The following is a 25848-nucleotide window of genomic DNA, read 5'->3' on the forward strand; positions in this document are numbered from 1 at the left end:
TTGATGGTTAGAATCATCAATAAACTTCTTGCATAAATCCTTTTTATTGCTTGGTATGAAAGAAAAATACAGAGGATGTAAAGCATGATGTAAGAGGTCTATTGAAATGGCAATTGTGATATTTGAATGTCATGCTGACAAAAGCCAAAAAGAATTGCATTTCGTACATCTTTTCTATTGTATTTCTACCCTAAGCTTTTTATCATTGCCCGCTTATTTTCGAGATCGGTCTGGATAACGTTTTGAGTCATTTTTTAACCGAACATCTGATTCATCGTGATGAAGATTTTATGGTCATTCATAAGCCTGCGGGTTTACTCAGTGTTCCAGGTAAAGGCGATTTGCATGATAGCGTGCTGACACGTCTGGTCGAAATCGAACCGAATACGTTGTTGATCCATCGTTTAGACCGAGATACATCGGGTATTTTGGTGTTTGGTTTAACCAAACATGGACAAAGTCAAATTGCACGGCAATTTCAAGACCGTCAGACTGCAAAAATTTATCAAGCCGTGGTTGCAGGACATTTAGTTGGTGAAGGCACGATTGATATTCCTGTTGTATATGACCCAACTCGTCCGCCACTTCATATGGTTGACCCATCACACACTAAACCCGCACTGACGCATTGGCAAGCCATTGAACACTTTGAAATAAATGGTAATGCTGTAACACGGGTGAAATTGACACCAATTACAGGGCGTTCACATCAGTTACGAGTGCATATGCAGTATTTAGGGCATCCAATTGTAGGCGATACCTTATATGCAACGCCAGAGCAACAGCAATGGTTAGCACGGTTATGTTTACATGCAGCACAGTTAAGCTTTAGTCACCCACGTACAGGTCAAACTTTAAGTTTTGATTGTGCTGTGCCATTTTAAAAAAGATTTAAATTTGTCAGTATCAACTCGTTTTTGGATAAGAGTTGTGCAAAAATATTTGTATATCACTAAATTTTGAGAAGCCAGTCGGCTTTACCAAAATTTGGTACACACACGAAATAAAGGTGAAAAAATTGCAACAATTTGCTATTGGTCAACGCTGGTTATCTGATACAGAAACAGAACTTGGTTTGGGCGTTGTAATCGATGTCGATGAGCGTTCAGTCAGTGTTTTATTCCCTAAAAGTGATGAAACCCGTGTTTACGCACGTAGCAATGCACCTTTGTCTCGGATTATTTTTAATGTGAACGATGAACTCCACGACCAAGAAGGTGTGTTGTGGACAGTTGAGTCGTTTGATGAGCGTTTTGGCGTTATTCGCTATAACGTGGTGCGCAGTTTAGAAAATGGGGAACAAGAGCGTAAAGCCTTAAATGAAACCCGTGTTGGTGCACAAATTCAGTTATCTAAACCACTTGACCGTTTGTTAGCAAGTCAAATTGACACCAAAGCATGGTATGAGCTACGTATTGAAGCGTTGCAATTACAAGCCAATATGTACACCAGTCCATTACGTGGCTTAATTGGCGCGCGCGTCGGTTTAATTCCGCATCAGCTTTATATTGCGCACGAAGTGGGTAAGCGTTTTGCACCACGTGTTTTGCTTGCCGACGAAGTTGGTTTAGGTAAAACCATTGAAGCAGGTTTGATTATTCATCAACAGCTTAAAACAGGTCGCTCTGAACGTATTTTGGTGTTGGTGCCCGATTCATTGCAATATCAATGGATGATTGAAATGCGTCGCCGTTTCAATTTGAATTTTTCATTGTTTGATCTGACCCGCACTGCATCAATTCGTGAACATGATCCTGAATTGAATCCGTTCTTAACTGAGCAATGTATCATCGCAAGTGTTGATTTATTGATTGACCATGAAGATTTGCGTGAGCAAGCGGTAGAAGCAGGCTTTGATTTGCTAGTGGTCGATGAAGCGCACCACTTAATGTGGAGCGAAGAAGAAGGCGGTAATGACCGGTACGACTTAGTTGAAGAACTTGCCGAGAAAATCGCGGGCGTACTATTACTGACCGCAACCCCTGAGCAATTGGGTGTCGAAAGTCATTTCGCGCGTTTACGCTTATTAGACCCACAACGTTTTAGCAGTTTAGAACGTTTCTTGGATGAAGAATCACAGTATCAACATACTGCCAAAATTGCCGAAGTGTTGATGTCTGATGAAGCCTTAACGGAACAGCATTTAGACGCATTAGAAGGCTTACTTGGACATAAAATCCAAGATCAGCCTGAACAACGCTACCAAGCTATTCACGAATTATTAGACCGTCATGGTACAGGGCGAGTTTTATTTCGTAATACTCGTGAAGCGATTCAAGGTTTCCCTGGGCGAGATTGCCAACCTGTAGCATTACCTGCACCTGAAAATTGGTCGAAAACTGGCAAATTACGTGAGCAAATGTGGCCTGAAGAAAGCCACCTTGATGGTTCATGGATGGAAACTGACCCACGTGTGGGATGGTTGATGGAGGCTCTACGCAAAGATTTAAAACACAAAAAAGTGTTGCTCATTGCACGTAGTGGCCCTGTAGTAGAAGCTTTGGAAAGTGCACTGCGTTTACATGCGGGCATTCGCACCGCGATGTTCCACGAAGGGATGAGTTTGTTGGAACGTGACCAAGCCGCAGCCTATTTTGCCGAAGACAGCTATGGTGCACAAATTTTACTTTGTTCTGAGATTGGTTCAGAAGGACGTAATTTCCAGTTTGCGAGTGATTTGGTCTTATTTGATTTACCTGCCAACCCTGACGTTTTAGAGCAGCGTATTGGGCGCTTAGACCGTATTGGTCAGCAAAATCGCATCCAAATTCATATTCCGTATTTGGTGGGTACTGCACAAGAACGCATGTTCCGTTGGTACAACGAAGCTTTAAATATTTTTGGCAATATTTCACCTACTGCACAAACCTTACAAGAAAACTTTATTGTCGACTTAAAAGATTGTTTGTTAAGTGATATGGGACAGCAGTTTGATGATTTGCTTGAAGCGGTCAATGTGCAACGTGAAGCACTTGAAGCTGAATTACAAGCAGGACGTGACCGTTTGCTTGAATATAATTCATGTCGTCCAATGGTATCGCAAGAAATTGTACAAGCGCTTGAAGATTACGACGATAACACCACTTTGCCGATGTTCGTCAAACGCTTTATGTCATCGACCAATATCGACTTTGATGAGCAAAGTAATGGTACGGTAATTATTAAGCCCACTGACCAAATGCAGGTTCAAGGTTTAACTTTAGATGAAGAAGGCATCACAGCAACGTTTTATCGTGACCAAGCACAAATTCGTGAAGATGCACAATATTTAACTCTTGAGCATCCATTCATTGAAAGCGTGATGGAAATGATCAACACCCAATCGTTTGGTAGTACCAACGTGGCGTTGCTCAAGTCGAATGCGTTAAAACAAGGTTCGGTATTGCTTGAAGTTTGGTTTAAGTTAGATGTGATTGCACCTAAAGCACTGAATTTGTCTGCAAGCTTGCCGAAACAATTGGTACGGGTGTTGTTAAGTGAAACAGGGCAAGATTTGTCTGCCAAAATTGATCCTGCAATTTTAAAACCGTATTTACATCATTTAGATGGCAACAGTTGTCGCCAAGTGGTGAAAGCTCGCCGTGAAATTATTGAGGCACGTTATAAGCAAGCACTTGAGCAAGCTAAAACTGCATTGCCTGACTTAATTAATCAAGCCAAAACGGTGTATGGTCAACAGTGGCAATATGAAATTGAGCGTTTAATGTATTTAAAACAGTTCAATTCAAGTATTCGCCAAGATGAGATTGAGCGTTTGCAAAAATTACAGCAAGAAGGTTTGAGCTTGCTAAATGGCTTAGCATTAACGCCTGAAGCGATTCAAGTGTTGGTGGTGGTTAAGCCTTAATATCAATGCAGTTTGAGTTAAATTTTTAAATAAAAAAGGCGCTATAAATGAGCGCCTTTTTAATTTTGTGCGAATACAAGATGATTAAAATCATGGTGATGAGATAAGCAGAATTTTTATGGAAACGATTTTATTTTTGTTTGCTTTAACACTAAGTTAATTTGGTTTTTCAAAAAATTATCGGCAATAATGTCAGCCATGAATGCTCAAATTTAAATATGATCCTGAATCGATGTTGCAATCCATGCAGTACGATTAAGTGGACTGTAAAATTAAATGTACATAAAAACCCTGCATGTGCAGGGAGCTTTTTATAAACAAACAGAATTTTAAATTAAACCTGCATCGCGTAATTCACGCTTTAAATAAGCATAAAAAATGGGTGCTGCAATTAACCCACCAAAACCAAAGATGGATTCAAATACCAACATGGCCAATAATACTTCCCATGCTTTGGCATTAATTTTACCTCCGACAATTTTGGCATTCACAAAATATTCAAGTTTATGAATAATCACCAAATAGGCCAGTGCTGCACCTGCAACGGGAAGTGATACGGTTAATCCTGCAAGAATAATTAATGTATTTGACATTAAATTGCCCGCAATTGGAATTAAGCCAAAAAGGAAGGTTAAAATGACTAAGGTTTTGGCAAAAGGCAATTCCACATGAAACAAAGGCAATAGTAGAAATACAAAGACAATAAACAGTGCTGTGTTAATTAATGAAATTTGAAATTGTGCAAAAACTACATTACGAAACGACAACGAGAGTTTGTCAATCCGTTGTAATAAAGCTAATTTGAACGCAGGTTGTGGGGCAGCACTAAAATTATGCAAAGACACTAAAATCCCAATTATCATCCCAATCAGCATAGTGGCTAAATTATGTAAAATATCAGAGCCTGTATGCTGTAAAATCGCGACATTATCTTTAAGTAGTGCAAAGATTTCATTTTTAAGATCAGTTACGCTACTTGGAATTGACATCGGTAGGTATTTGGAGACTTCAAGTCTAAGCTGTTCTAGTGCTTGATCTGCTTTTGCCCCGACTGTTGAGATGCCCGTGCCTTGTACATCATGAACGACAAAGCTAATCAGTGCAGTTGAAAGTGAAACCAATAATGACACAATAATTACACTGAGTGCGACACTAATAATCAATTTGGCACGATGACTATCAATATAACGGTCAATTACTTTGCTTAATGCATTAATAATTTCGTAGATGATAAAACCAGAAAAAAAGCTTGGTAAGAGGTGCAATGGAATGATTGCCACTAGACTGACAAAAATAAGAATATAGCTTGCTAAAACAGCGGGTTTATCACGCAGAAGGTTCATGATAGCGGAGCCTAAAATAAATTTATGATGTATTTTAATGACACAAACAGTCTTGCCAGTTGTTAGCACAATGTGCATTTTGCATACTGAAGTTTTCTTATTCTAACGCGTTAGCATTGAGTTAGATATGCTAAAAAGTATGAAATTAAAAAACTTTCTAGTGTGGATTTTCTGATCTGGATGTTGGGGGTTAGCTAATTCGAGCGGTATCTAAATGGCGGGAACCTTCTAAAATCATTCGAATCATAATCATGGTTTGCTGTGCGACTTGCTCACGTTCTTGAATAGATAAATCGAGTACTTTTGCACCCATATTAAACACCAATTGAGTGATGGCTTGGGCGGCTAAGTCGGGATAAAACAGTTTGTTATGATTTAATCGTTCCAAGCGAATTAAGTCTTCTTGCAACTCTTGCTGAAAAAAACTGAGCTGTTGTTCAACTGCTTGTTTGTATGAGTTTGATCCGGTATAGCCTTCGCGTAACAACAAGCCTAAATTGCCTTCATCTGCATTGAGCTGTTGTAAAAAAACTTCAATTGAACTTTGGATAATGCTGTCTTGTTTATTGGCTTGTAAGCGTGCTTCGCGAATAATTTTACGCAGTACCAAACCCGCACGATTAATCAGTGCAATTGCAAGTTCATCAATGTCTTTAAAATGACGATAAAAACTATTGGGTGCAATGCCAGCTTCACGTGCAACTTCACGTAAGCTTAAAGATGAAATACTTTTTTGTGGGCCAATTAAGTTTAGCGTGGCTTGGAATAATTCTTCTTTGGTGATGGTTGCTCGTCTGCCTGCCCCACGTGAAACTTTAACCTGAGATTCAGATTGAGTATTTTGGGTTTGGGTTTCTGCAAGTAACGACATGAACGTCCATGTAAAATAAAGCAAATAATAACTTAGAATTATGCCCTAGACTGAGCAGATAAGGAATAGTGCAAAGATTTGTTTCGTTCGATTAGAAATGCTATACAAATATATATACATGTGTATAATAATTAAAAAGGCAGAATTGAGATGACCTGCAATGTATGCACTACAACGAAAAAATCCATTAATCGACTTTTTTTCTGATTCGATTATTGATCAACGTGCGGTGAATTTTTGGTTAAAAAAAATCAACCCATTATGGTCAACCGATCAAATGCTTGGGCGAATTGTTCACAAACAACACGTTGCAGATCAAACCTATAGTCTGACTTTGTTGTGTAATCGTCACATGGATTATGGCACAGCAGGGCAACATCATCCTGTCATTGTTGAAATAGAAGGTCGCCGTTATGAGCGAACCTATAGTTTGACTCAAATTGCACCCAATCAAGTGGTTTTAACCGTTAAAAAAGTTGAACAAGGCTTGGTGAGTTCTTGGTTGTGTGATCAGGCAAAAATTGGCGATATTGTAGAATTTGCACAGCCTTATGGTGATATGCGATTGCCTGATGCTTCTCAACCGCTGATTTTACTTGCGGCAGGTAGTGGGATTACCCCAATGTTGAGCCTGTTGTCTTTTTTAGATCAAACCAATCAGCTGAAAAATTATCAAATACATTTACTGTATTGGGCGCAGCATGCGACCGGTTTGGCGTTTAAAGACCGCTTTGAAGTATGGCAACAACAATATCCGAATTTTCAATTTTCAGCCTTTTGTACGCGTGATGAGCCCGCTGCGGCGCGCTTAAATCAGCAACATGTTGATGGTTTGAAAGATGTCGCGCAGGCACAGGTCTTGGCTTGTGGCCCATCGGGCTTTGTGCAAAATGCTGAACAGTTATTTGTGCATGCGAAAAAGTTTGAAGCTGAAGCATTTAGTTTAACGCCAATGAGTTTTGATGACGAAGGTGATGTTGAAATTGTTTTAACTAAGTCTCAAAAAATTCTTCGTGTTGCCAAAGGTCAACCCTTGTTGGATGCTTTAGAGCAAGCCAATGTGAAACCTGTACATGGTTGTCGGATGGGTATTTGTAATAAATGTGCTTGTACCAAAGTCAGCGGTGTGACCAAACATGTAGGAAATGGTAGTGAAAATGCAGAACCTGCCAATTTACTGCGTATTTGTGTCAATTCTGCAAAAAGTGATTTAGTTTTGGATCTATAAGGCGAGATAAAAAAGATGAATATGCATGTCCAAACGCAATATTTTAAAAATCCAAAAAACCGTGATTTAACCCCAGCGCAGCTTGATGCATTTGCGCAAGAACTTGACCAAATTAAACAAGACGTGCTTGACCAAATTGGTGAGCAAGATGCCAAATATATTCGTCGTGTATATTCGGCGGTACGTTATACAGGCATTGCAGGGCGTGCGTTGTTATTTGCAGGATGGTTTCCACCTGCATGGCTATTGGGTACAGGCTTATTGGGTATCTCTAAAATTTTAGAGAATATGGAAGTTGGTCATAATGTCATGCATGGGCAATATGACTGGATGAACGATCCGAAATTTAAAGGCCAAGATTACGAGTGGGATATTGTCGGAACAGGCGATAACTGGCGACAAACGCATAACTATAAGCATCATACCTATACCAATATTAGAGGCATGGATGATGATATTGGTTATGGCTTAATTCGCTTATTTCCAGAACAGCGTTGGAAAAAAGGTCACTTATTGCAGCCTTTATACAGTATTCCATTTTGTTTATTGTTCCAGTGGGGTGTTGCGATTCAGAATTTAGAACTTGGTCGGGTTTTATTTGGGCGTAAAACTGTTAAAGAGTTGTGGAATGAATGGCAACCTGTTCAGAAAAAAATAGCCAAGCAATTGTTTAAAGACTATGTTTTTTTCCCTTTAATTGCAGGGCCAAATGCGCTACCTGTGCTTTGTGGCAATATGGTGGCGAACGGTATTCGTAATATATGGACGTTTAGTATTATTTTTTGTGGACATTTCACTAAAGATGCCGAAGTTTTTCCAAAAACGGTGTTGCAAAATGAAAGTCGTGGACATTGGTATATGCGTCAGATTCGTGGTTCGTCAAACTTAAAAGGCTCTGAGATATTTCATATTTTGACAGGACATTTGAGTCATCAAATAGAACATCATTTGTATCCTGAAATTCCTGCACGCCGTTACCGTCAGATGGGACCTAAAGTAGAAGCTGTGTGTAAAAAATATGGTTTGAACTACAATAATGCCAGTTTGTTTAAGCAATATGGTCAAGTGATTGGACGAATTTTCAAATACGCATTACCGTTTAAAAAATGAAAAAAAGCGCAGTGAAAACTGCGCTTTTTTTTAATTGAACTTTAATGGAATACTTGAACCGCGCAATAATGTTTTTAGGGCTTGACGGACTTCATCTCGTTGTTCAGTTAACTCAATATGAATGCTGTCATATTCTAATTCTTCGGCAACGTCAGTGCTCAGTTCAATGACCACTTGCATGTCAAAACAGCGAATTAATACAATCGCATTTTTAAACTCAAGCTCACTGTCATTCACAAGCAAGCCAATTTGCTCATCTGGGCTTGTGCCTGCTTCTTCAAAACGACTTAAAATGACAAAATCGACAGGGTCAAATTCATCATCCGCTAGACCAATGTTAAAAACATCATCATCATGGCTGCACGAGATATGATGGGCGTAAAAAGATTTCATGCAAATGCTCAGTTTAATCAATGTGTTTTATTTTAACTGGATTGCACCATCAGCGGTTACATTAAATTTGGTTTCACCTGCAGCCATGTTTTGTGCAGGTGCAGCTTCACTATCGGCACTGGCTTTGAGCATTAAATTGGCTCGGAAATAGGCCTGAGGATAGTTGTTGTTTTGACTATTGATATTTAAATTGACCAATTGATAATTGGTTTTATTCCAAACTTTGGTAAGACTTTCTGCACGTTGTTGAAATTGCTTTGATGCTTCAATCATTAGCTCATTTTCAACTTTGCGACGTAAATTATCTGACACATTAAATTGAATGCTTTGGGTTTGGAAATTATTTTGTAATTGACTGACCAATTCGCTAACTGCTTTAAAATCAGTACCTTCTAGGCGTAATTCTGCACGAGAACGCCATTCTTTCAGTTTGTTTTTGTCATCATAAATGGGCTGGGTGGTTTGTGTGCCTGTTGTTGTTTTAACTTGAGGATAAGCTTTGGCTGTATTGAGTGCCTGATTCATTATTTGTGTTACTTCTGTAGCGAGTGCCGCGGGCTGCTTGTTGCTTTTTTCAATATATAAAACCACTTGCATTTCATCATTTTGTACTTGGCGCGAAGCAGTGGCCTGTAAGTTAATCATGTTATTGCGTTGTGGTTCTTCTTGCGCAAAGCTTGCACAACTGAGTGCGCTGGCCAAAACCAATATTCCTGACTTTAGTAAAGTGTGCATAGAGTTTCCTATTTAAAAAGTATGTTTGTGTCTAATAATAGCGATAAATTTAATAACAGAATGCCGATATCGCTTATGGTAGAGTTTTTGATATTAATGAATGCAAAATTTTGTAGATTCTTTGTAAGATTTTAAGCAGATGAAATAAAAAAGATGCTTTAATTTTGATTAAATAAATCGGTGTTTTTTATTGCAACTTTTTTATTAAAAAACACTCAGTTGTTTTAAATTTCCACAAGTATCCAAGCATTCATCTTCATTGAATTGTCATGTAATTTAGGTATCGTGTTCCAATCAAGCTTAGACCAAATTTAGCGATAGCATTTTAGACTGAATAAAGATGTAAAAACGCTTTATTTTTATCAAAAAAAGGGTATCATCGCCCTCCTAGTTATTTAGGTCTATTTCTGGTCTAACTAGAACTTACAAGCACCGAGTCAAACGACCGCAAGTCACCAGACTTATTTCTTTCAACCCATATCAGAGATGGTAATTCGATATGAGCGTTACTTCTGTAAATCCTGCCACCACTTCCACAAACGAATACTACTTGACTCGCCAAAGTCAGATGGAATCGAATGTTCGTAGTTATCCACGTAAATTACCGTTAGCGATAGCGGAAGCACTTGGTTGTTGGGTTACCGATGTTGAAGGTACAAAGTACCTTGATTGTTTAGCTGGGGCAGGAACATTGGCATTAGGCCATAATCATCCTGCGGTGATCAAAAGTATTCAAGACACTGTAACAAGTGGTTTGCCATTACATACCTTAGATTTAACAACGCCGTTAAAAGATGCGTTTACTGAAGGTTTGTTGTCACATCTTCCGGGTGGCAAAGAGGCATACTGTTTACAATTCTGTGGTCCATCTGGTGCAGATGCGACAGAAGCAGCAGTTAAACTTGCAAAAACCTATACAGGCCGTAGCACTGTGATTAGCTTCTCAGGTGGCTATCATGGTATGACGCACGGTTCATTGGCAATGACAGGAAACTTATCTGCAAAAAATGCAGTGAATAACCTTATGCCAGGCGTGCAGTTTATGCCATATCCGCACGAATACCGCTGCCCATTAGGCTTAGGCGGTGAAGCGGGTGTAGATGCTTTAACTTATTTCTTCGAAAACTTTATTGAAGATGTTGAAAGTGGCGTAACCAAGCCTGCTGCTGTGATTCTTGAAGCGATTCAAGGTGAAGGCGGCGTAGTGACTGCACCTGTAAAATGGTTGCAAAAAATCCGTGAAGTGACTGCAAAACACGACATCGTGCTTATTTTAGACGAAGTTCAAGCGGGCTTTGCACGTTCAGGTAAAATGTTTGCATTTGAACATGCAGGTATTGAGCCAGACGTAATTGTGATGTCTAAAGCAGTAGGTGGTGGTTTACCACTTGCGGTATTGGGTATTAAACGTAAATTTGATGCTTGGCAACCAGCAGGTCACACTGGTACTTTCCGTGGTAACCAAATGGCGATGGGCACAGGTTTAGCGGTATTAGACACCATTAAAACGCAAAACTTGGCGCAAAATGCCCAAGAACGTGGTGATTTCTTACAAGCTGAATTGAAAAAATTAGCACAAGAATTCCCATGTATTGGTAACGTGCGTGGCCGTGGTTTAATGATTGGTGTTGAAATTGTTGATGAACGCCTAACTGCTGACCATATGGGTTCTTTACCTGCCGATGCACCACTTGCTGCTGCGATTCAAACGGCATGTTTTAACAACCAATTGTTGTTAGAAAAAGGCGGTCGTAACGGTACAGTAATTCGCTTGCTTTGCCCACTTATTATCACCCAAGACGAATGTGTTGAAGTGATTGCACGTTTCAAAAAATCAGTTGCACAAGCAATTGAGGCGGTTCGAGGCTAATCCATGGTTGATTTTGCAGAACATCGTAAAGCGTTACTCTGCAATGATGCGGGTTCTATTGCTGACTATCAGTCGGCAATGGAGCAAGCGGTTAAATCCGTTGCTGCATGGTTGCAAAACGACAAAATGTATACAGGCGGTAGTATTAAAGAATTGCGTTCAGCAATTGCTTTTAATCCGTCTAAAGAAGGTATTGGCTTGCACGACTCGTTGTCGCGCATGGTTGAACTGTTTTTAAATAAAAGCTTAAAAGTACACCATCCGTACTCACTTGCACATTTGCACTGCCCAACCATGGTGACCAGTCAAATTGCTGAAGTATTAATTAACGCAACAAACCAGTCGATGGACTCTTGGGATCAAAGCCCTGCGGGTTCACTCATGGAAGTGCAGTTAATTGACTGGCTGCGTCAAAAAGTCGGTTATGGTGCAGGTCAAGCTGGGGTATTTACCTCAGGTGGTACACAGTCAAACTTGATGGGTGTATTACTGGCACGCGATTGGTGTATTGCAAATAACTGGAAAGGCGAAAACGGTCAGCCGTGGTCAGTTCAGCGTGATGGTATTCCAAACGAAGCATTGAAAAATGTGAAAGTGATTTGTTCTGAAAATGCACATTTCTCTGTGCAAAAGAACATGGCAATGATGGGTATGGGCTTTCAGTCTGTTGTGACTGTGCCTGTAAACAGCAATGCGCAAATGGATGTCGATGCGCTTGAACGCACCATGGCACAATTAAAAGCCGAAGGCAAAATTGTAGCATGTGTGGTGGCAACTGCGGGTACAACCGATGCAGGTGCGATTGATCCATTGAAGAAAATTCGTGAAATCACGACTCAATATGGCGCGTGGATGCACATCGACGCGGCATGGGGGGGCGCACTGATTTTATCGAATGATCATCGTGATTTGCTTGATGGTATTGAACTTTCTGATTCAGTTACGCTTGATTTCCATAAGCATTATTTCCAAAGCATTAGCTGTGGTGCATTCTTGCTTAAAGATGAAGCGAACTATCGCTTTATGCATTATGAAGCCGAGTATTTAAACTCAGCTTATGATGAAGAACATGGCGTGCCGAATCTTGTGTCGAAGTCATTGCAAACCACACGCCGTTTTGATGCGTTAAAATTGTGGATGACCATTGAAGCTTTAGGTGAAGAACTTTATGGCTCAATGATCGATCATGGTGTGTCTTTAACGCGTGATGTTGCAGACTATATTGAAGCAACTGATGGTTTAGAATTATTGGTTCAACCACAGTTTGCATCGGTGTTATTCCGTGTTGTACCGCAAAATTATCCAGCAGAATTGGTTGATACTTTAAACCAAAACATTGCAGATGAACTGTTTGCGCGCGGCGATGCGAACATTGGTGTGACCAAAGTTGGTGATGTTCAATCTTTAAAAATGACCACGTTAAGCCCTGTTGCAACCCTTGAAAATGTTCAAGGTTTATTGGCAATGGTATTAGCTGAAAGCGATCGTATTAAAGATGCTATTGCGGCAGGTACATACGTTCCTGCAATTGACTAATTGCATATTGAATTTGTTGTCATAAAAAGGTCACTTCGGTGACCTTTTTTAATGTGTATAGAATCCGTAGTAAATGCAAAATATGACAAAATAATGAAATAACATGCATGTTTAATTTGAGCTTTTAATATAAGCGATTGAATTTAAATGATTTTAACTTGTAGTTTTTTGTTATCAGATATCATTAAAGCGTAATAATTCTGTAACCTGAGTGTCACATAAAAAACTCAAAATGCCTGTATCCGAATAAAACGTCAAGTTTTTGATTAGATCACGAAAACGCGTTCCACGCACAGAGAGATGACAATGATGTTCAATAATAAAATTGCACTGGCTTTAGCAATCACAGGGGTGACACTTGCGACAGGTGCACACGCAGCTCGAGATACCATTCAAATTGCAGGTTCTTCAACAGTTTTGCCATACGCAAGTATTGTTGCTGAAGAATTCGGTAATACTTTCCCACAATATAAAACACCTGTTGTGGGTTCAGGTGGTACAGGCGGTGGTTTAAAGCAATTCTGTCAAGGCGTTGCGGATAATACGATTGATATTGCCAATGCCTCACGTAAAATAAAAGACACTGAAATTGCCACTTGTAAAAAAGCAGGCGTTAATAAAATTCAAGAAGTTAAAGTCGGTTATGACGGTATTGTCTTTGCATCGAACTCACATAAAGCCGCTTATAAATTAAAGCCTTATCATATTTTTGCAGCTTTGGCTGAAAAATTACCATCGAATGGTAAATTAGTACCAAACCCATATACGCGTTGGAATCAAATTGATCCAACTTTACCAAATGAGCCAATCACATTGGTCATTCCTGCATCGAACCACGGAACACGTGAAGTCTTCCAAGAGAAAATGGTCAATGCAGGATGTGAAACTTACGATTATTTCAAAAAGTTAGACAAAGAAGAACGTGAAAAAGCATGTTCGACTTTCCGTAAAGATGGACGTGTGGTTGAAATTTCAGGTGATTATACCGAAACCTTAGCACGTTTAAAAACCAATCCAAGTGCCGTAGGTGTGTTCGGTTTAGGTTATTATGATTCCAACCGCGACAAGTTGCGCGTTGCAAGCGTAAACAACGTGATTCCATCAGAAAAAACCGTGTTAAACGGCAGCTATATTGTGTCTCGCCCATTGTATATGTATGTTAAAGGTGAGCACCTTGTTTCAGTCAAAGGTTTGCCACAGTACGTTGAATTCTTCTTAAATAAGAAAATTTCAGGTAAAGGCTCTAAAATTGAAAAAGCAGGTTTGATTGCGATGTCGGATGCTGAACGTGCAAAAGTACTGGCCGATTTTAAAGCTGGAAAATCTGTAAAGTAAGTTAATTTTGACCCAATACAGTTGCTGCTGTATTGGGTTTTTTGAATTAAAACCAATTTGGGCAAAGATAAGATGAATCTGCTTCTTTTAGGTGTGTTACTTGCACTGATTGCAATGGCCTACCAATTTGGCTTGAGAAAAAGTCGGCAGCTTGCAGGAGCGGGAAAAAATACCGTGGGTCTGCATTCTCGTCCCGGTTACTATGGTGCATTGGTTGCAGTGTGGTGCGGTATTCCTGCTTTTATAATTTTCATATTATGGAATCTGATAGAACCTTCTATTTTACGTCAAGTGGCATTTAACCATGTTCCTGCAAATGTAATGGCACATTTAGATGCTGCAGGTCAGGGCGTGTTGCTCGATCGTATTCATGCACTTGCAACAGGATTTGGTTTGACTGATCATCCGACAAGTTATGAGCGACAAGCAGCAGCGCAATATGCGCAAATTAGTCAAATTGGTGGTTATGCTAAATTTGCACTGGTCGTTTGTGTGGCCTTGGTTGGTTTATTGATTGCAAAGAAAAAAATTAACCAAACATATCGTGCGCGTAATAGTGTGGAAAAAGTAATTAAAGTTGGTTTGGCATTGTGCTCTGGCGTGGCAATTTTAACCACGCTTGGCATTGTCATGTCGATGCTTAGCGAAGCTTTACGCTTTTTTCATTTTGTTAGTCCTACAGCATTCTTTTTTGGGACGGAATGGAACCCAGGTTTTAGCACATCTGGTAATGCCGAAGGCAGTTATGGCCTGCTTCCCTTACTCTGGGGTACGCTCATGGTCAGTGCAATTGCGCTGCTTGTTTCAATTCCAGTTGGTTTAATGATTGCGATTTACTTGGCTGAGTATGCTTCCCCTCGTTTTCGTGCATTAACCAAGCCGACCATTGAAATTTTGGCAGGGATTCCAACCATTGTTTATGGGGTTTTTGCATTAATGGTGGCTGGACCATTTTTAAAGCAAATCGGTTATTATATCGGTTTAGATATTAATGCAACCAGTGCGCTCACCGCAGGCGTGGTGATGGGCATTATGATTATTCCATTTGTTTCTTCTTTGTCAGATGACATTATTACCCAAGTACCACGAACATTGCGAGACGGCTCGTTAGGTTTGGGTGCGACTCAATCTGAAACCATTCGTCAGGTGGTTTTGCCCGCAGCTTTACCTGGAATTGTTGGGGCATTCTTACTGGCGGCTTCTCGTGCCATTGGCGAAACTATGATTGTAGTACTCGCTGCGGGTAATAGCCCATTATTGCATACCAACCCATTGCAAGCAGTATCTACTGTCACCGTTACGATTGTAAACCAATTAACGGGAGATACAGACTTTGCGAGTCCACAAGCATTGGTGGCCTTTGCTTTAGGCTTAACCTTGTTTGTGATCACTTTAGGTTTAAACATTGTTGCACTTTATATTGTGCGTAAATATCGCGAGCAATACGAATGAGTATGACCAATTCTGCTGTTCCAGCATTTGACCCGAAAGCGGCGGCTGAAGCACGTGAAAAAAGAAAACGTGCAATTTCCCAAACTTTAGCCAAACGTCATCGCAAAGAAAAAATCTTCCGTACTTTTGGTTTAACTTCGGTCATCGTTGGCCTTATGTTTGTGGCTTTATTGTTTAGTAGTATTTTACAAAAAGGCTTACCTGCATTTTGGCAAGCTAGTATGACGGTTCCTATTTATTTTGATCCCAAACTGATTGATGCTGGCCCTAAACCTGTTAAATTGGCACAAGAAAGCCCCGCGCAATATCAACAGCGTTATATTGATTGGCAAACCAAGATGGGGATGGTGGACTGGGATGGTTTAATTGTTAAAGGTATGGAAAGCAAAGATCCAAGCTTAAAACAATTTCAAGATGACCTAAGCAGCATTTATAGTAGTTCAGAGTCGTATCGATTACGCGATATGGTTTTTGCTGATCCAAGCTTAATTGGACAAACCAAAGAATTGAAACTCCTTGCCGATGCCAATGTGGATGTCTGGGTAAGTGGCGAAATTGATCGTAGCTTGCCTGATGATCAGCAACAGTTAAGTCCTGAAGTTCGTCATTTAGCCGATACTTTAGTGAAAAAAGACCTGTTGACTCAGCAATTCAATTTTAAAATTTTTACCAATACCGACTCTCGTAGTTCACCTGCCACCAGTGGTTTAGCAGGGGCATTTATGGGTTCGTTATTTATGATGCTGATTGTGATTTTTGTTTCAATCCCAATTGGTGTTGCCAGTGCCATCTATTTAGAAGAATTTGCGAAAAAGAATATCGTAACCGATATCATTGAAGTCAATATTAATAATTTGGCTGCAGTTCCTTCAATTGTATTTGGTTTGTTGGGTGCCGCAATTTTTATTGGCTGGATGCATTTACCGCTTTCTGCACCATTGGTGGGTGGTTTGGTATTAAGTTTAATGACCTTACCAACGGTGATTATTACTACCCGTGCTGCGTTAAAAGCTGTGCCGCCATCGATTCGTCAGGCAGCACAAGGGCTTGGAGCATCGAAAATTCAAACGGTTTTCCATCATGTGTTGCCACTTGCATTACCGGGTATTTTAACAGGTGCAATTATTGGCGTTGCACAGGCTTTGGGTGAAACTGCACCGTTACTTTTAATTGGTATGAGCGCCTTTGTTGCCAGTGTTCCAACGACACCGATTGATCAATCAACCGCATTACCTGTACAAATTTTCTTATGGCAGGGTAATGAATTACGTAATTTCTTTGAAGGTCGTACCGCTGCGGCAATTATTGTACTACTTGCTTTAATGATCGGTTTAAATAGTTTTGCCATTTGGTTACGCAAAAAATTTGAAGTGCGTTGGTAATATAAAGGTAATAAAGATGATGAATAATACTGCTGAACGTAGAACATTTCCAACACAGGATATGCATGTGACTGAACATCAACAAACACCAAACGCAAAAATTAACGTGACGCCGTCAATTCATGTGCATGTTGAACATAATGCACAGCCTGATGCGACAAAACAAAAAGCTGTGCAAGAAGTTAAAATTGCGACTCAAGGTGTACATGTTTATTACGGTGAAACCGAGGCGATTAAAGGCATTGACTTAAATATTCACCAAAATGAAGTGATTGCATTTATTGGCCCTTCGGGCTGTGGTAAATCTACGTTTTTACGTACCTTAAACCGTATGAATGACACCATTGAAGGGTGTCGTGTACAAGGTAAGGTTTTATTAGATGATCAAGATATTTATGATCGAAGTTTAGATGTGGTTTTGCTCCGCGCCCAAGTTGGAATGGTATTTCAAAAGCCGAATCCATTCCCAAAATCTATTTTTGATAATGTCGCTTATGGGCCTAAATTGCATGGTTTGGCACGTGACAAATATGACCTAGAAGAAATTGTCGAAAACAGCCTGCGAAAAGCAGGGCTTTGGGATGAAGTGAAAGACCGTTTAAGCCAGTCGGGCACGGGGCTTTCTGGTGGGCAGCAGCAGCGTTTATGTATTGCACGTACCATTGCTGTCAGCCCTGAAGTGATTTTAATGGATGAACCATGCTCGGCACTTGACCCAATTGCGACAGCTAAAATTGAAGAGTTGATTTCAGAACTTTCGACGCAGTTTACAATTGCTATTGTAACTCACTCAATGCAGCAAGCTGCACGTGTGTCGCATCGTACGGCTTATTTCCATTTGGGTAATTTAATTGAAGTCAACTCAACTGAAAAGGTCTTTACTCAGCCAGATCATCAATTAACTGAAGCATATATTACAGGGCGTTTTGGTTAAGGTTATATTTTAAGATATTGCCTAAAAACGAAGCTAATATGCTTCGTTTTTTGTTATGCTTAGTTTTTTAAAAGAATAAATGTGGATGAAAGATATTTTTTTAACAGATGATGCCATAATGCGGAAAAAATTAAAAACAGTACATCATGAAGTGTTAAAAACTCTATTTGGAACATCCTATATTGCTGAAATTACAAGCATAATTTTGGTTCTCTTGAGTGTGATTTTGGCTGTATTTATTCCACATACAGGTTTATTTTTGACCTCGCAAAATGAAGGGATGAGTAAATATCATCGTTGGTTGTATGACGTTTTTGTACTTGCTTCATGCACAATGTTACCAATTTTCTATTTTTGGCTGAGAAAAAACAATAGCAAAGCTGATTTCCGAAGAGCTTGGCAGAACTACATTCACGCCCATGCAGCGTACAAGTTTTATCGTTTTAAACAAGTAAAATTACAGGCTCAAAACAACTCATTACACAGTATGGCGAAGGAATTTGTGGTCTTATTATTTTTTATTTTCTGTCCGATTATTCTTTATTCGCTTATTACGCTATCTGGGAATACACATCGAGGCAATTTCATTATTAAAACTTGGTGGCCCATTAATGCTGTTATTATTGGCATTTTTTATTATGGACAGTTTTGGTTGTTTTTTCGATTGGTTGCTGTAAAGGAAATCATGCTGAGATTTGAACGTTTACGTAAAACTAGACATTAAAACAAAATCGGATATAACACTTAATATTATCTTTGTTTGGTTATTTTTAGCATACAGAAAAAAGTAGACACTACGAATTATGCAAGAACTCTATTGAAAAATAATGAAATTGCCCTAATCTAACTTTAAAGTCCTAAATAAATTGAGAACTAAGATCTATGTTATTTCATTTGCCAAAGCTTCCCTCTGAAATAAATATCACCCATTTAAATGCACGTGTGAATGAACAACGTAAAAAGATGGTTCAAGCTACAGCATCTAAATTTGAGCTATTACAGTTTAATCAGCAGCTAGCAAAAGAAGCCAAAGCACGTAAAAAGTCAGGTCAAAAAATTTATGTGATTGATTTTAACGGTGATGTCAAAGCATCTGCTGTCGCTCAATTTCGTGAAGAAGTTACATTGGTTTTAGCTTCAGCAAAAGTAGGTCAAGATCGTGTGGTGATTCGTTTAGAAAGCCCAGGTGGAATGGTACATGGTTATGGTTTAGCAGCAGCGCAATTAGTTCGCTTACGTGATGCAGGTTTTCATGTAACCGTTGCAGTAGATAAAGTTGCTGCAAGCGGTGGTTATATGATGGCATGTATTGCTAATGAAATTGTTGCAGCACCGTTTGCAATTTTGGGTTCGATTGGCGTGGTTGCGCAAGTGCCTAATTTTAACCGTTTATTGCGTGAAAACCATGTCGATTTTGAGTTATATACCGCAGGTGCATATAAGCGTACCGTGACCATGTTTGGTGAAAATACCAAAGAAGGCAAAGCGAAATTTGAAGAAGAATTGCAGCAAACTCACGTATTATTTAAGCATTTTGTAGAAAAATATCGTCCAAAACTCAATGTTGAGCAAGTCGCTACGGGTGAGCATTGGTATGGACAGGATGCTTTAGACTTAAATCTGGTCGATCAATTACAAACCTCAGATACCTTAATTTTAGACCTCTTAAGTCAACACGATGTTTATTTAATTTCGACACGTCATAAACCGACTTTGGGTGAAAAATTAGGGCTACAAGCAGCGCAAATTGCAGAGCAGATGATCCCCTCTATGTTGGATAAGTTGACGGATTATGCTGCGAAAGCCAATCAAACTTTATTGCAATTACGTGATCCTAAGTTATAAATGACACGACTTTAGCAAATAAAAAAACCAGATCTTATGATCTGGTTTTTTGGGAGTTAAATAGAGAATTACTCAAGAAACTTCACTGTAACTCCAGCTTTAACTTTACTGCCTAAGTCATTGGCATCCCAGTTGGTTAAGCGAATACAACCATGAGATGCTGTTTTAGAAATAGTAGAAGGGTTTGGCGTACCATGAATACCAAAAGATTTTTTGCTTAAACCAATCCAAATATTACCGACAGGGCCATTTGGACCAGGTGGAAGAGTTAATGGTTTTAAGTTTTTGCCTTGCACAAAATTACTTGGTGAATAACCGTAGTATGGATTTTTCGCAACACCAACAACTTTATACGTTCCTGCAGGCGAAGGTGTATCTGAACTTCCAATGGTTGCAGGGAATGAGCCGACCATTTGGTTACGATCATTAAATAAATACAGTTGTTTTGCACCTTTGTGGGCAATAATTAAATGAATATTTTCAGATAAGTTATTGCGTACATTGGCAACAATAATTTTCTCACCTACAGTTTTAAAGTTCGCTTTTGGATTGAGTTGCTTTAAGAAGCCCTCATCCATATGGAACTTCTCACCGAGCATTTCAGTTACACGAGTGTAATAAAGACCCTTCATTTTGGCTTGAAGCGCATAGTCATGTGGAATACTTGGCGCATACGGACCTTTTAAGTCATCTGCGGTAATGGTGTATTCCATATAGGCAGGTTTGGCTTGTTTTTCTACCAACGCGTCCCAAGTTGCCTGATCTAATTCACCTGTTGCCGTTAAGCCATTCATTTGTTGGAATGATGCCAGTGCTTTTAAGGTATTTTTACCGCTTGAACCATCAATTGCCCCTGGCGATGCATGCATATTGTTGAGCATCACTTGTGCACGTGCGTATACAGGGAATTGACCTCTGCCAATATTTGAATACCATTCAACATTATTTAAATTATCGAGTGTCCAAGCCGCTTTATTGCTATTGGTTGGCGCTTTGGTATTTTTTTCAGCGGTATTATCAATACGTTTAACCGTATTTGTAACTTGGTTTAGATTTTTCTGTTCTTGCTGGCTAATTTGTGCTTCAGATGCCGCAGTATCTGGTTTAACCTCAGAAGCAGCATTACTGCCCATGACTTGAGACGCAGTTTTCGTATCTATAGATAATGGATCGATAGGATCTTCCACAGGCGCAGAGGCTACTTTTTGAGGTGTTAATGGTTGCTCTGCATGAGATGCTGCAAAAGCAGTGTTCAGCATGGCGCAGCTTAAACTTACAGCGAGTAATGAGCGAACAAACATTGAATACAACCTTAAATAAAAAATGTATTTGTGACAAAAAACGTGATCAGTATTACAGAAATTAAAACGTGTTGCATTAATTATTTCGTATCTGTTACGTAGATAAACTTGTGTTATTGCACTATTTAATTTTAGTTGTTGCATTTAAGTTCAAACCAAAGGCAATGATTTATGTTCATGGTCAATTTAAAATATTGAAAATCCATTTAGATTTATGAAAAATCCTGCTTAAGATTAGATTGCTGCGAATCTATTGGAAAAAATTACAGTCTATAAACTGTTTTTGTTATTATGTGGTAATTTAAAAAATTGATTGGAAAGAGCGTGACGAATTTAAAAAATGATCGTTTCTTACGTGCTTTATTGGGCGAAACTGTTGATACCACACCTGTGTGGATGATGCGTCAAGCAGGGCGTTATTTACCAGAATATCGTGCAACGCGTGCCCAAGCAGGTGATTTCTTATCTTTATGTAAAAATACTGATTTTGCATGTGAAGTGACGTTACAGCCACTGCGCCGTTATGCCTTAGATGCTGCGATTTTATTTTCAGACATTTTAACGATTCCCGATGCTTTGGGTTTAGGGCTATATTTTGAAACAGGCGAAGGGCCAAAATTTAAAAAAACCATTCGCACAGCACAAGATGTTGCAGCACTACCAAAATTAAATGCCAAATCTGATCTTGATTATGTGATGAATGCCGTAACGGCGATTCGTAGTGCTTTAGGTGGCGCTGTACCTTTAATTGGTTTTTCAGGCAGCCCTTGGACGCTAGCAACCTATATGATTGAAGGCGGTTCAAGTAAAGATTTTCGTTTTACCAAACAAATGATGTATGCCGAGCCAGAAGTGTTACATGCACTATTGTCACATTTGGCCGATTCTGTGATTGACTATTTAAATGCACAAATTGAAGCAGGTGCACAGGCTATTCAAATTTTTGATAGTTGGGGTGGGGCATTGGCACATCGTGAATATCAGGCTTTTTCATTAAACTATATGCAAAAAATTATTGCAGGTTTAAAGCGTGAACATGAAGGGCGAAAAATTCCAATTATTATGTTCACCAAAGGTGGTGGGCAGTGGTTAGAGCCGATGATTGCAACAGGTGCAGATGCTTTAGGTCTAGATTGGGCAACCTCATTAGCCGATGCACGCCAAACAGTGCAAGGGCGAGTCGCGTTACAAGGAAATTTAGATCCTGCAACTTTATATGGTTCAGCCAGCACAATTGAAACTGCGGTAAAAGCCATGTTAGACGATGCTTATCGCCATGGTGAAAAAACAGGTTATGTTGCAAACCTTGGGCATGGTATTACTCAGTGGGTTGACCCTGAACGCGCTAAAATTTTTGTGGATACTGTCCATGATTATAGTGCCAAGTATTTAGGCTAAGCATTTGTTAAGGTCATTTGCTCAAGGCTTGATTTTTACTGCGCAGCGTGCCATTGCCGCTGCGCTTTTTGGTATTTTATTATTGCTTGCTTTTGCGATCAGCTCCTCAATGGATGGTCAGTCTTTTTTAGGTTTTTATCGTTACGACTACTTATTTTTTGGTGCTGTTGCAATTCAATTATTGATGTTGTACTTCCATTTAGAAACTTTGGCTGAAGCCAAGGTGATCGCTTTATTTCATGTTATGGCAATGGTAATGGAGTTGGTGCTTACCGACCCCCATGTGGGGTCATGGCAGTATCCTGAACCTGCGGTGTTAAAAATTCTTACAGTACCGTTATTTGCAGGGTTTATGTATTCGGCAATTGGCAGTTTTTTTGCGCGTGCCATTCGTTTATTTGAAGTGTCATTTCAAAAATTGCCGCATTTTAATCATATGCTGCTGTTAGCATTGGTTGCATATATTAATTTTATGAGTAAATTTTTTATTCATGATTTACGCAGTATTTTGTTTGTGTGGAGCACGCTGCTTTTTTGGAAAACCAAAGTCAGCATCCAAATCCAACAACATCGTTATCAAATTCCAATGCTGTTGTTGTTAGTGTTTTTAGCATTTTTAATTTGGATTGCGGAGAATATTAGCACTTTTTACGATATTTGGGTTTATCCAAACCAAGAACATGGTTGGCAAGTGGTATGGTGGGGGAAAATTGGGTCTTGGTATTTGTTATTATTATTAAGCCTAGTTTTGATCCTTAAAATTTTAGGACGTAGAGATGTGCAAGGCAATTGGGTCTTAATTCAAACAAAGCACAAAAAAAGCAAGTGAAAGATCACTTGCTTTAATTTTAGATTCATTTGTTGATGATTATTTTGAATTAATAGCTTTCAGGCACGGCACTTAAAAATTCGCGACGTGCTTCGGTATCGGTTTTAAAGTCACCGACAAAAGACACTGTACGTGTGGTTGAACTTTGTTTGCCCACGCCACGCATCATCATACACATATGTGCCGAGTCAATCACAACCGCCACGCCACGTGCTTGCGTCACTTCTGCAACGGCTTCGGCAATTTGCTGAGTTAAGTTTTCTTGAATTTGTAAGCGGCGTGCAAACATCTCCGTAATGCGCGCAAACTTAGAAAGCCCTAAGACGTTACCTTCGGGTAAGTATCCAATATGGACGCGTCCATAAAATGGCAATAAATGATGTTCGCATAAAGAATAAAATTCAATATTTTTTACCAACACCATTTCACGGTTATCTGAAGGGAATACCGCATTATTGGTGACTTCTTCAAGGCTTTTGTCATAGCCTGAAGTCAAATACGAAAACGCTCTAGCCGCACGAATAGGCGTATCTTTTAAGCCCGGGCGATTTAGATCTTCACCAACGGCTGTGAGTATTTTTTCGTAAGATTGCTGCATGGACATAAGACGTATTGACTTACTCGGTTAAACAAGCTGAGTATTGTATCAGAAACAGTGCATGAAGTTTATCATCCAACGCGCTATTTTATTTTGGGCGTAAAATAAGCTTTTATTTGAACTGATTGTGGTTACCGCATGCTGTAAATTTTTATGCTACATCGAAAGTGTCCTCTCTTTTTGGTGAGAGGTCGCAGTTTATAGGAGTAGCTCTGGTTTAAACCATGTAAATTTGACTATCTAGTTTAATTTATAAGGAATTGGCACTGTATTTGCTGAGTTTGTTAGATCAGGACGTTGTGCTTGATGCTGTGAAGAATAAATCTAAAATGCAAGGATAAAACATGTCAGAACGTCCAATCAGCTTTTTCTTTCGTGGGCAAATTCAACACGTTCAACATGTTGCACCCACGACAACCGTATTACAGTTTTTACGGGAATATACGGTAAACAAAACGCGTCAAACAGGTACTAAAGAAGGTTGTGCTGAGGGGGATTGCGGTGCTTGTACGGTGGTGGTTGGTGAATTGCTTGAGGGGCAATTACAATTACGTAGTGTTAATGCATGTATTCAATTTTTACCGACCTTAGATGGCAAAGCATTATTTACCGTAGAAGATTTAAAAACATACATGCCTAGCTCAGAATCTGCACTACATCCTGTACAACAGGCGATGGTTGATCAGCATGGTTCGCAGTGTGGCTTTTGTACGCCTGGTTTTATCATGTCGTTATGGTCGATGTATGAGAACGAGGTTACTGTGCCATCGAAAGAGAAAATCAGTGCTTATTTGTCGGGAAATTTATGCCGTTGTACAGGCTACCGTCCCATTTTAGATGCTGCACAAAAATCCTTTGATTATCCAAAAGTAAAATTAGAGCGTCAAAAAATTATTGATACTTTAAAATCACTTCAAGAATTGCCTGCGTTGCAATTTCATTATCAACAACAGCAATTCTTTGCACCTAAAACGCTTTCTGAATTTGCTCGGTTACGTGTGCAATATCCACAAGCACGAATTGTCGCAGGCAGTACTGATGTCGGGCTTTGGGTGACCAAGATGGGACGTGATTTGGGTGATATGTTGTACATTGGACAAGTGCAAGAATTAAAGAAAATTGCGATTGAAAATCATCATTTGTTGATTGGTGCAAATGTAAGTTTGAGCGATGCACTTTCTAAAATTACCGAAATTTATCCAGACTTTAGCGAGTTACAACGTCGTTTTGCATCGATGCCGATTAAAAATGCAGGGACATTGGGTGGAAATATTGCCAATGGTTCGCCAATTGGCGATTCAATGCCAGCTTTAATTACGCTGGATACATTCTTGCGTTTACGCTATGGCGAACAAACCCGAGAAATCGCATTAGAAGATTATTATTTGGATTATCAAAAAACTGCGTTGCAGGCAGGTGAATTTGTTGAAGCGATTTTAATTCCAATTCGTGAAAAACAGGCTACGTTTAAATTTGCGACCTATAAAATTGCCAAACGTTATGAACAAGATATTTCGGCAGTCTGTGCGGCAGTTAGCTGTGAACTGGATGATCATCAAGCGGTGCAATCCATCAAAATTGCATTTGGTGGAATGGCGGCCATTCCAAAACGTGCCAAACATGCCGAAGCGGTGTTGTTGGGGCAAGTGATGTCTGCTAAAAGCATTGCCGCAGCACAAATTGCCATGGCAGAGGATTATCAACCTTTAAGTGATGGACGAGCGAGTAGTGCTTATCGCTTACAGGTCGCACAAAACTGTTTACAACGTTTTTATTTAGAAAAGATTGAAGAGACGCCAATCACCCGTGTGGATGATTTGATTGCTTTGGTGGAGGTGTAA

Annotated in this window: 21 protein-coding genes; 15 read left to right on the forward strand and 6 right to left on the reverse strand. The window is 39.5% G+C overall.

Annotation, left to right across the window (positions count from 1 at the left end):
* Positions 1 to 242: 242 nt before the first annotated feature.
* Together FXN70_RS00260 and rapA are read left to right on the forward strand one after the other, a co-directional pair.
* Positions 243 to 884 (forward strand): RluA family pseudouridine synthase, encoded by a 642-nt coding sequence (locus FXN70_RS00260; RefSeq protein ID WP_324645422.1) that lies wholly within the window; start codon positions 243 to 245, stop codon positions 882 to 884.
* A 125-nt stretch (positions 885 to 1009) separates the two neighbouring features.
* Positions 1010 to 3847 (forward strand): RNA polymerase-associated protein RapA, encoded by a 2838-nt coding sequence (gene rapA / locus FXN70_RS00265; RefSeq protein WP_324645423.1) that lies wholly within the window; start codon positions 1010 to 1012, stop codon positions 3845 to 3847.
* Between the two features lie 329 nt (positions 3848 to 4176).
* On the opposite strand, the gene FXN70_RS00270 is transcribed toward rapA, so the two are convergent.
* Positions 4177 to 5190: an AI-2E family transporter gene (locus FXN70_RS00270; RefSeq protein ID WP_324645424.1), complete on the reverse strand. Its 1014-nt coding sequence runs from the start codon at positions 5188 to 5190 to the stop codon at positions 4177 to 4179.
* Positions 5191 to 5380: 190 nt separating this feature from the next.
* Positions 5381 to 6061: an HTH-type transcriptional repressor FabR gene (gene fabR, locus FXN70_RS00275; protein WP_324645425.1), complete on the reverse strand. Its 681-nt coding sequence runs from the start codon at positions 6059 to 6061 to the stop codon at positions 5381 to 5383.
* A 160-nt stretch (positions 6062 to 6221) separates the two neighbouring features.
* On the opposite strand from fabR, the gene FXN70_RS00280 reads away from it, so the two are divergent.
* Positions 6222 to 7289, forward strand: coding sequence for an iron-sulfur cluster-binding domain-containing protein (locus tag FXN70_RS00280; protein WP_324645426.1), 1068 nt, complete (start codon positions 6222 to 6224; stop codon positions 7287 to 7289).
* A gap of 15 nt (positions 7290 to 7304) precedes the next feature.
* Complete coding sequence (locus FXN70_RS00285; RefSeq protein WP_324645427.1) at positions 7305 to 8399, forward strand: acyl-CoA desaturase; 1095 nt, start codon at positions 7305 to 7307, stop codon at positions 8397 to 8399.
* Positions 8400 to 8429: 30 nt separating this feature from the next.
* Here FXN70_RS00285 and FXN70_RS00290 read toward each other — a convergent pair whose 3' ends face one another.
* Positions 8430 to 8792 carry a hypothetical protein gene (locus FXN70_RS00290; protein ID WP_324645428.1) on the reverse strand — a complete coding sequence of 121 codons (363 nt, stop codon included), beginning with the start codon at positions 8790 to 8792 and terminating at the stop codon, positions 8430 to 8432.
* 27 nt (positions 8793 to 8819) lie between these two features.
* A complete protein-coding gene (locus FXN70_RS00295) occupies positions 8820 to 9527 on the reverse strand; it encodes an SIMPL domain-containing protein (RefSeq protein ID WP_324645429.1) in 708 nt (235 codons plus the stop codon).
* Between the two features lie 499 nt (positions 9528 to 10026).
* Here FXN70_RS00295 and FXN70_RS00300 point away from each other — a divergent pair, with 499 nt between their 5' ends.
* From FXN70_RS00300 to sohB, 8 genes are all read left to right on the forward strand, one after another.
* Positions 10027 to 11397, forward strand: a complete 1371-nt coding sequence (locus FXN70_RS00300; protein WP_324645430.1) for a diaminobutyrate--2-oxoglutarate transaminase — start codon at positions 10027 to 10029, stop codon at positions 11395 to 11397.
* 3 nt (positions 11398 to 11400) lie between these two features.
* Complete coding sequence (locus FXN70_RS00305) at positions 11401 to 12933, forward strand: aspartate aminotransferase family protein (protein ID WP_324645431.1); 1533 nt, start codon at positions 11401 to 11403, stop codon at positions 12931 to 12933.
* A gap of 306 nt (positions 12934 to 13239) precedes the next feature.
* Positions 13240 to 14268, forward strand: coding sequence for a substrate-binding domain-containing protein (locus tag FXN70_RS00310; RefSeq protein ID WP_420714340.1), 1029 nt, complete (start codon positions 13240 to 13242; stop codon positions 14266 to 14268).
* Positions 14269 to 14340: 72 nt separating this feature from the next.
* On the forward strand, positions 14341 to 15720 hold the full coding sequence (pstC, locus tag FXN70_RS00315; protein WP_324645432.1) for a phosphate ABC transporter permease subunit PstC: 1380 nt from the start codon (positions 14341 to 14343) through the stop codon (positions 15718 to 15720).
* On the forward strand, positions 15717 to 17102 hold the full coding sequence (gene pstA / locus FXN70_RS00320) for a phosphate ABC transporter permease PstA (RefSeq protein ID WP_324645433.1): 1386 nt from the start codon (positions 15717 to 15719) through the stop codon (positions 17100 to 17102). The genes pstC and pstA overlap by 4 nt, the downstream gene beginning before the upstream one ends.
* Positions 17103 to 17163: 61 nt before the next feature.
* Complete coding sequence (gene pstB / locus FXN70_RS00325) at positions 17164 to 18036, forward strand: phosphate ABC transporter ATP-binding protein PstB (RefSeq protein ID WP_324646033.1); 873 nt, start codon at positions 17164 to 17166, stop codon at positions 18034 to 18036.
* 85 nt (positions 18037 to 18121) lie between these two features.
* Positions 18122 to 18760, forward strand: a complete 639-nt coding sequence (locus FXN70_RS00330; protein ID WP_324645434.1) for a hypothetical protein — start codon at positions 18122 to 18124, stop codon at positions 18758 to 18760.
* 158 nt (positions 18761 to 18918) lie between these two features.
* A complete protein-coding gene (gene sohB, locus FXN70_RS00335) occupies positions 18919 to 19881 on the forward strand; it encodes a protease SohB (RefSeq protein WP_324645435.1) in 963 nt (320 codons plus the stop codon).
* A 68-nt stretch (positions 19882 to 19949) separates the two neighbouring features.
* Here the strand turns inward: sohB and FXN70_RS00340 are convergent, their stop codons facing one another.
* Positions 19950 to 21182, reverse strand: a complete 1233-nt coding sequence (locus FXN70_RS00340; protein ID WP_324645436.1) for a L,D-transpeptidase — start codon at positions 21180 to 21182, stop codon at positions 19950 to 19952.
* Between the two features lie 324 nt (positions 21183 to 21506).
* On the opposite strand from FXN70_RS00340, the gene hemE reads away from it, so the two are divergent.
* Entirely contained in the window at positions 21507 to 22580 is a 1074-nt protein-coding gene (gene hemE, locus FXN70_RS00345; RefSeq protein ID WP_324645437.1) for a uroporphyrinogen decarboxylase, read from the forward strand.
* Between the two features lie 4 nt (positions 22581 to 22584).
* Entirely contained in the window at positions 22585 to 23409 is an 825-nt protein-coding gene (locus FXN70_RS00350; protein ID WP_420714341.1) for a DUF817 family protein, read from the forward strand.
* Between the two features lie 49 nt (positions 23410 to 23458).
* Here FXN70_RS00350 and folE read toward each other — a convergent pair whose 3' ends face one another.
* Complete coding sequence (folE, locus tag FXN70_RS00355) at positions 23459 to 24007, reverse strand: GTP cyclohydrolase I FolE (protein ID WP_324645438.1); 549 nt, start codon at positions 24005 to 24007, stop codon at positions 23459 to 23461.
* A gap of 344 nt (positions 24008 to 24351) precedes the next feature.
* Here folE and xdhA point away from each other — a divergent pair, with 344 nt between their 5' ends.
* Complete coding sequence (xdhA, locus tag FXN70_RS00360) at positions 24352 to 25848, forward strand: xanthine dehydrogenase small subunit (RefSeq protein ID WP_324645439.1); 1497 nt, start codon at positions 24352 to 24354, stop codon at positions 25846 to 25848.

The sequence above is a fragment of the Acinetobacter sp. MD2 genome (assembly GCF_035615575.1).
Taxonomy (GTDB): domain Bacteria; phylum Pseudomonadota; class Gammaproteobacteria; order Pseudomonadales; family Moraxellaceae; genus Acinetobacter.